Origin of the sequence: Crocinitomix algicola, from assembly GCF_001661595.2 — a bacterium.
In the GTDB taxonomy this organism is placed as follows: domain Bacteria; phylum Bacteroidota; class Bacteroidia; order Flavobacteriales_D; family Crocinitomicaceae; genus Crocinitomix; species Crocinitomix algicola.
In genome coordinates, this window is sequence record NZ_LYPF02000026.1 from 91,902 (window position 1) to 98,670 (window position 6,769).

Annotated in this window: 6 protein-coding genes; 2 read left to right on the plus strand and 4 right to left on the minus strand. The window is 36.4% G+C overall.

The features are described from left to right. Positions 1–77 precede the first annotated feature (77 nt). On the plus strand, positions 78–1,316 hold the full coding sequence (locus tag A8143_RS14795) for a DEAD/DEAH box helicase (RefSeq protein ID WP_066759744.1): 1,239 nt from the start codon (positions 78–80) through the stop codon (positions 1,314–1,316). On the opposite strand, the gene A8143_RS14800 is transcribed toward A8143_RS14795, so the two are convergent. The 4 genes from A8143_RS14800 to A8143_RS14815 all read right to left on the minus strand — a co-directional run bounded on the left by A8143_RS14800 (position 1,313) and on the right by A8143_RS14815 (position 4,688). After that, positions 1,313–1,789, minus strand: coding sequence for an SRPBCC family protein (locus A8143_RS14800; RefSeq protein ID WP_066759745.1), 477 nt, complete (start codon positions 1,787–1,789; stop codon positions 1,313–1,315). The two genes, A8143_RS14795 and A8143_RS14800, sit on opposite strands and share 4 nt — an antisense overlap. Positions 1,790–1,824: 35 nt before the next feature. Next, positions 1,825–2,577, minus strand: coding sequence for an NYN domain-containing protein (locus A8143_RS14805; RefSeq protein ID WP_066759746.1), 753 nt, complete (start codon positions 2,575–2,577; stop codon positions 1,825–1,827). 62 nt (positions 2,578–2,639) lie between these two features. Then, the gene (gene rluF, locus A8143_RS14810; RefSeq protein ID WP_066759748.1) at positions 2,640–3,371 is read right to left on the minus strand and encodes a 23S rRNA pseudouridine(2604) synthase RluF; all 732 of its coding nucleotides are present in this window, start codon (positions 3,369–3,371) and stop codon (positions 2,640–2,642) included. A gap of 33 nt (positions 3,372–3,404) precedes the next feature. Continuing rightward, on the minus strand, positions 3,405–4,688 hold the full coding sequence (locus A8143_RS14815; protein WP_066759749.1) for a DEAD/DEAH box helicase: 1,284 nt from the start codon (positions 4,686–4,688) through the stop codon (positions 3,405–3,407). A gap of 156 nt (positions 4,689–4,844) precedes the next feature. Here A8143_RS14815 and A8143_RS14820 point away from each other — a divergent pair, with 156 nt between their 5' ends. Then, entirely contained in the window at positions 4,845–6,392 is a 1,548-nt protein-coding gene (locus A8143_RS14820; RefSeq protein ID WP_066759750.1) for a protein adenylyltransferase SelO, read from the plus strand. Positions 6,393–6,769: the final 377 nt, after the last annotated feature.

Here is a 6,769-nt window from a genome sequence, read left to right on the forward strand (position 1 = left end):
AGAGATTAAGATTTGGGAGATTGATAAAAAACAAACGCGATTTAAATTTTATATTTGCAATTGAACGAATTTAGTATATGCATTTTTTAGAATTAAATTTACATCATTCACTTCTTAAAGCAATTTCTGAAGCCGGATATACCAGTCCAACACCAATCCAAGAAAAAGTGATTCCATTTGTACTGGAAGATAAAGATGTAATTGGTTCGGCGCAAACAGGTACAGGTAAAACTGCGGCTTTTGCATTGCCTATTTTACAACGGATGTTGGCGAATAATCAAGTGGTGAAAAGAGGGAAAAAGGTTACCGCTCTTGTGCTAAGTCCCACTAGAGAGTTGGCATTACAAATTGATGATAACTTTAAGCAATATGCAAAATACACAAATATAACCTCTACAGCGGTTTATGGTGGTATGTCAATCGAACCGCAAAAAGATAAGCTGAATAAAGGGGTCGATATTTTAATTGCTACTCCTGGTCGGTTGTTAGATTTATATAAACAAGAAGTTTTTAATCCAACTTTTATTGAAACACTTGTTATAGACGAGGCAGATATGATGCTCGATATGGGGTTTATCGATGATGTACAAAAAATTGAGAAAATTTGTCCAGAAGAGAAACAAATTCTATTCTTCTCTGCGACAATGCCAATGAAAGTTGTTGGTTTGTCAAATGAAATTTTAAAATCACCTGAAAAAGTAGATGTCGCTCCGCGTTCATCGGTTGCTAATTCTGTCGACCAGGCCCTGTATTACGTTCCTAAAGCGAAAAAAATGGAATTATGTTTGCATTTACTTCGAAATACGATTAAGGGCAATATTCTTATCTTCAGAAGAACCAAATTCGGCGTTGAAAAGTTGGCCTCTATGCTAAGTCGCAACGGCTATAAAGTCTCAAGCATTCATGGGGATAAAACTCAGTCCAAAAGGCAAGAAGCGTTGGACTTGTTTAAGAAAGGCGAAGTGAATATTTTGATTGGAACCGACGTTGCTTCGAGAGGCATCGATATCGAAGATTTAGATGCGGTAATTAACTTTGACTTGCCAAATATTCCAGAAACCTATGTTCATCGAATCGGTCGAACGGGAAGAGCAGGGGAGAATGGTAGATCATATTCTTTTTGCTCGGCAGATGAGAAAGATTATGTAATCAATATTCAAAAATTGACACATAAAACAATTCCAGTTATTGAGGAGCATCCTTATCCGTTGGATCCAAAAGCAAAACCACAAGTTCACAAAAAGAAAAGCGGCAGTAAACATCGTAAGGGACGCAAATCTGCTGCTTCAAAAAAGAATAAAAAAAGATGGTATTAAAGATTGTTGGCTAATTTATCATGATCCATTTCGGAAAACTGCTTAATTACTAAATTTCTTTTAATCAAAAATCGCGTCATATAAGCTTTTAGAAAAAGGGTGTCAGCTATATTTCCTATTGGTCCAAGGGGTGCACGATACCTAAATATGTCTTTCATAGTTGTGACGTTTCCATGTTGTATAAATTCATGGCGATGTGTGAAGGACTTGAAGATGCCTTTGGTCATTTCATCCACGAAAAAATGGGGAAATTCAATCGCCACCATTTTTGAGGTTAATTTTTGATAAATTCCAAAATGTTTCGCTCGCCATGTCACTTCTTCACCGAGGTCTAATAATCCTGTTTTTTTACCGGCAATGGCTTCTTCATTAGTGTCAGCTGCAGAAAGTTGGTGTAAGTCGATACTTCGTGCAAGATCAAATACAACCTCTTGAGGCGCTATAATTTTAGTTTCTAATTTAATAATAGGCATCTCTATATTCCGCGATTTTAATTGGTCTAATTAATTTACGAAATATTTCGGATATAAATATGTTTAATACTTCGTTTTTCAGTATTTCGAATGTCAATTTCAAAATCACTTTTCAAAGTCTTCATCAAAGGGGTGAGCTTTGGAAAACCATAATTTCTTGCGTCAAAATCTGGTTTCTTTTTCAGGAGTAAAGATCCCACTTCAGCTAAGGAAGCCCATCCATCATCGTCTGAAATGTCATCCACTGTATCTTTAATAAGACCAATTAAGCCAGGACTTACTTTGTCAAACTTTTCCTGAGATGCATTCACTTTATTCGTGGTCCTCTTCTTTGTTTGGTCTTTACTACCTGCAATTATTTCGATGTAAATGAATTTATCACAGGCAACAATAAATGGTTTTGGCGTTTTCTTTTCACCTATTCCAATAACCATGTTTCCCGATTCACGCAATCGTGTGGCCAATCGCGTAAAATCGCTATCGCTGGACACCAAACAAAATCCGTCTACTTTATTGCTGTGCAAGATGTCCATTGCATCAATAATCATGGCTGAATCCGTTGCATTTTTACCAGTCGTATATCCATATTGCTGGATGGGGGTAATGGCGTGCTCGAGTAATGGTTTTTTCCAACCGTTTACCCCTGGTTTTGTCCAATCTCCATAAATACGCTTTATCGTTGGTGTGCCAAGTTTTGCAATTTCATCCAACATTCCTTGTATGTTTGCATAAGGTATATTGTCCGCATCAATTAAAACGGCAAGTTTAATATCACTTTTATCATTCATGATGGTGAAGTTAATTAGAATATTTGAAACGAATGAAAAAGGGAGATTATTCAGAAACGATTTTAAACGTGCGTTTTCTTAGAGTCGCTGATCAATCGATGAATCTCTTTCATTTCTTTAGCCGTAATATCACGATAGGTGCCCACAGGAATATCTAATTTGACATTCATAATTCTTACACGCTTTAGTTTAATCACATCATACCCTAAATATTCACACATTCTCCGTATTTGACGGTTTAAACCTTGGGTTAAAATTATTTTAAATTTAGATTTTCCTAATCGTTCTACTTTACATTTACGAGTAACTGTGTCAAGAATTGGAATTCCATTCCGCATGCGTTTTAAGAACTCTTCATTAATCGGTTTGTTTACTGTGACAATATATTCCTTTTCATGGTTATTTCTTGCCCTGAGGATTTTGTTTACAATATCGCCGTCGTTGGTCATAAATATGAGGCCTTCACTCGGCTTATCAAGCCGTCCGATGGGGAAAATTCTTTTGGGATAATTAATAAAGTCAACAATATTGTCTTTTTCTACTCTTGTATCTGTCGTGCAAACAATTCCAATTGGTTTGTGAAAAGCAAGATAAACAAAATCTTCTTGAGGTGATTCGATTAGTTTTCCGTCAACCTTTACTTCATCTCCAGGCGCAATTTTTGTTCCTAATTCAGGTATTTTGCCATTAATTGTTACTCTATTTTCATCAATTAATTTATCCGCAGCGCGCCTTGAACAATATCCAACCTCACTTAAATACTTATTGATTCGTTTTAACCCTTCTTGACTCATAGTACAGTGTGAAAAAGACAAAAATAATGAATCTTAGTGTCGATTTTGCGAGTTGGATTTTTTCTTAGCTTTATTCTGTGGGCGTCGTCTATTCCAAACATTCTTATTACCGCGCCTACCGGGTGTTTTTTTCTTCTTTTGAGATGGAGCGTCTTGCTTAATATCTTCTTCTTTGCGCTGATCAACGAACAAATGATTTGAAACAACACTTATACTTTGTCCTATTAGTTTTTGGATCGAACGTAAATATGGTCGTTCTTCGATATCACAAAATGAAACAGCAATTCCGCTTGCATCCGCTCTTCCTGTTCTACCAATTCGATGAACATAGGTCTCCGGAACATTTGGGAGATCATAATTTATAACCAAATCCAAGCCTGAGACATCAATTCCTCTTGCGGCAATATCTGTGGCAACTAATACTTTCGTTTTTCCTTCTTTAAAACTATTCAAAGCACGTTGTCTTTGATTCTGAGATTTATTTCCGTGAATGGCCTCTGCACCAATATTAACTTTTTTTAATTTTCTTACAATTTTATCTGCTCCGTGTTTCGTTCGTGAGAACACTAAGATATGTTTGGCGTTTTCATTTTCAACCACCAGATGTTCCAGTAATTTCGGTTTATCCGCCTTACTGACATAGTATAATTGTTGGGTTACTTTTTCGGCCGTCGTTTGCTCCGGTTTTATCGTTATTTTTTTGGGCTGACCAAGTATACGCTTCGACAAGTCTAATATACTTTTAGGCATAGTGGCTGAAAAAAATAAGGATTGTCGTTTTTCAGGAATGAGTTGAATGATTTTCTTGATATCATGGATAAACCCCATGTCCAGCATTTGATCTGCTTCGTCCAAAACAAAATATTCAAGATGCTTCAATGTTATAAACCCTTGGCTAATTAAATCCAACAGCCTACCAGGTGTGGCAATTAATATATCTACTCCTTGTTTTAGAGTTGCTGTTTGCTTTCCTTGTTTTACACCGCCAAATATTACAGCACTGCGTATATCTGTTTCTTTACCATAGGCAACAAAATTGTCTTTAATTTGAATGGCTAGTTCACGAGTAGGGGTCACAATCAATGCTTTAATCTTTTTGTTTCTCGTATCTCGCGACTTGTCATTTAAGAGTTGTTGGATGATAGGTATAGCAAAAGCAGCAGTTTTACCAGTTCCCGTTTGGGCACATCCTAATAGGTCATGGCCTTGTAATAGTAGGGGAATTGCCTGCTTTTGAATTGGAGTAGGAGTTTGATATCCTTTCTGTGTAATTGCTTGAAGTAATGCTGGACTTAATCCTAGATCTTTGAATGTCATGTATTATATATAAGGTGCAAAGGTACATTTAAAATATTGAACCCACTTCTATTTTATTCTTTCGTTCATTCGTCAAACTAATTCTTAATTCTCTTTAAATTTGTTAAAGGATAGTTTTAATACCTGGTCAACTTAAATCGTTAAAAGAGAAAATAAATGTTTTATCAAAAATTCACAGAAGCTTTACCGGCAGATAAAAATGAAAAAAATACGCCTCGTCAAGTTACTGATGCGGCCTATTCTTATGTAAGTCCTCAAAAATTTGAGAATGCTTCGCTTATCCATGTCAATCATACATTATTAAATGAGCTTAAGTTGAATGATATTGAAAAAGACGAACTAGCCTTAATATTTACTGGGCAAAAAACACTAAATAATCAAAAGCCATACGCCATGTGCTATGCCGGACATCAGTTTGGTAACTGGGCAGGACAATTGGGGGACGGTCGTGCTATTAATATTGCAGAGCTAGACATGAACAAGCACCCTATAGTTCTGCAGTTAAAAGGTGCAGGCAAAACACCATACTCAAGAAGCGCAGATGGATTAGCGGTTTTACGTTCTTCTATTCGTGAGTTTTTGATGAGTGAAGCAATGTTTTCTTTAGGTATTCCTACAACAAGAGCTTTGTCAATTGCTCTTTCGGGAGATCAGGTTTTAAGAGATATATTATACAATGGTAATCCCGCCCACGAAAAAGGGGCAATCGTGTGTCGAACCGCACCTTCTTTTATTCGTTTTGGAAATTTTGAAAACTTTGCAGCTCGAGGCAATAAAGTTTTGTTAAAAAAACTCACTGATTATACCATACAAACATTTTATTCTCATTTGGGCGCACCGAGTAAATCGACCTATTTGGTATTTTTTAAAGAAGTTGCAATGAAGTCCCTCGAAATGGTTATGGATTGGCAACGTGTTGGGTTCGTGCATGGGGTTATGAATACAGATAATATGTCTATTCTTGGTTTGACGATTGATTACGGACCATTTGGCTGGTTAGAGAATTATGATCCTGCCTGGACCCCGAATACTACGGATGCGCAGTTTAAACGATACCGGTATGGAAATCAACCGCACATTGTTCTTTGGAATTTAACTCAATTGGCAAATGCGCTCTACCCTCTAATTGAGGAAGCAGCCCCACTTGAACATATATTGGAAGAATATCAGGAGACTTTCCAAAAACGCTATCTCCAAATGATGCTTCAGAAATTAGGGATTGACAATCAGCAACCTGATGATGATAACTTCATCAATCTACTGACAGACTTATTAAGAATTTCCCAAATGGATATGACATTGTTCTTTAGAAAACTTTCAAAATTTGACCCAATTACGTTAAAAGAACATCTACCTATTATTGAAGAGGACTCATACCTAAACCAAAGTCAGTTTAACCCCCACATATATAAATGGGAAAATTGGTTGCAACAATATGCTGCACGATTATTATCATGCAAAGAGTCTAAAAGCAATCGACAAATAAGAATGAATCGCGTCAATCCAAAATATGTATTAAGAAACTATATGGCGCATTTGGCCATACAAGATGCCGAAAAAGGAGATTATAAACTGTTTTTAGAATTATATAATCTACTCAAGAAACCATATGACGAACAACCAGAAAATGAAAAATGGTTTAGAAAAAGACCGGATTGGGCCATTAATAAGGTAGGATCATCAATGTTATCGTGTAGTTCTTAGTCAAAATCTTTAGGGCAAGCCCCTCCACAAGTTCCGGGTCGGGTCATCCATTATAGTCCCGTTAACACGGGCGCTGCCATTTCTACCCCTCTTGCGACAAAAAAAGTTCATTTATAAAAGCTTGAAAATCTGTCCACTCAGAACAATTTTAAAAAAAGATTAAAAAAACTTTAAAATAAATTAGGATAAAGCGAAAAAGAGTAGCTATCTTTGCGCCTCCCAAACGGGGAATGAGAGTTGAAATTTTGAGCGAGAGAGTAGAGCGGACGACGAAAAAAAAAAATAATTTTTTTTCAAAAAAAGTTTGCAAAACAAAAATAAGTGTTAACTTTGCGCTCCCATTTGAGAGCGGGGTTACAGAAGGAGAGAGAGGGAAA

Excerpts from the sequence above, each read along its gene's own strand:
- A8143_RS14795 (WP_066759744.1), top strand. The coding sequence starts at position 78 with ATGCATTTTTTAGAATTAAATTTACATCATTCACTTCTTAAAGCAATT.
- A8143_RS14800 (WP_066759745.1), bottom strand. The coding sequence starts at position 1,789 with ATGCCTATTATTAAATTAGAAACTAAAATTATAGCGCCTCAAGAGGTT.
- A8143_RS14805 (WP_066759746.1), bottom strand. The coding sequence starts at position 2,577 with ATGAATGATAAAAGTGATATTAAACTTGCCGTTTTAATTGATGCGGAC.
- rluF (WP_066759748.1), bottom strand. The coding sequence starts at position 3,371 with ATGAGTCAAGAAGGGTTAAAACGAATCAATAAGTATTTAAGTGAGGTT.
- A8143_RS14815 (WP_066759749.1), bottom strand. The coding sequence starts at position 4,688 with ATGACATTCAAAGATCTAGGATTAAGTCCAGCATTACTTCAAGCAATT.
- A8143_RS14820 (WP_066759750.1), top strand. The coding sequence starts at position 4,845 with ATGTTTTATCAAAAATTCACAGAAGCTTTACCGGCAGATAAAAATGAA.